Genomic DNA, 590 nt, shown 5'->3' with positions numbered 1-590 from the left:
TGACATGGCCGTGTCCTGCTTCAGCCCGGAGGAACCGCTCTTCAGGAAGAGACCGATAAAGTAATAACCCGTCGCCACATTCGCGTCGATCAGTTGCTGGCTCATGCGCAGGTGATCCGCACCACGGAGCATGAAGTGGCCGCGCATAGTGCCATTTTGCAGGTTAATGTTGGCCTTGTAATGACCGTTCTCGGCAGCAATTCGGTACAGTCGCTCGATCTCGGCGTCGACACTTTTGTCTTGCTTGAGCAGGTTGTTTTTTTGCAACCAGCGGGCGTACTGAAATAGCTCATCGGTCTCGTCGGACGGGGTTGGGATCTGCTCATGTACACAGGTAAAGGCCAGCTTCGCTTTGATTCCGGTCAGCGGGTTCACGGGATTATCCTGAGTTGGGTGATTAGGGGGGCTGCCGCTATCACAGGCGGCCAGCAGCAGACTTGCTAGCAATAGGAACCGGCGCATCAGTCGAGGTCCTTCACGGTCTTTTCGCCGTAGTAAAACTCGACGAGCGGAGTGTCAGGCGTCAATTCTTTCGACTGGCGATACTTGTTATCGTTGATGATGCCTTCCCAAGCCTTGAACGCCAGCTT

Annotated in this window: 1 pseudogene; it reads right to left on the bottom strand. The window is 54.6% G+C overall.

The features are described 5' to 3' along the window. Positions 1 to 462 (bottom strand): annotated as a pseudogene (locus ACM6IP_RS25135) (sel1 repeat family protein); the annotation flags it as partial. Between the last annotated feature and the right edge of the window lie 128 nt (positions 463 to 590).

This window comes from Pseudomonas sp. IT-P176 (assembly GCF_949767245.1).
Classification (GTDB): Bacteria; Pseudomonadota; Gammaproteobacteria; order Pseudomonadales; family Pseudomonadaceae; genus Aquipseudomonas.
This window is presented reverse-complemented; position numbering and strand designations above follow the sequence as displayed.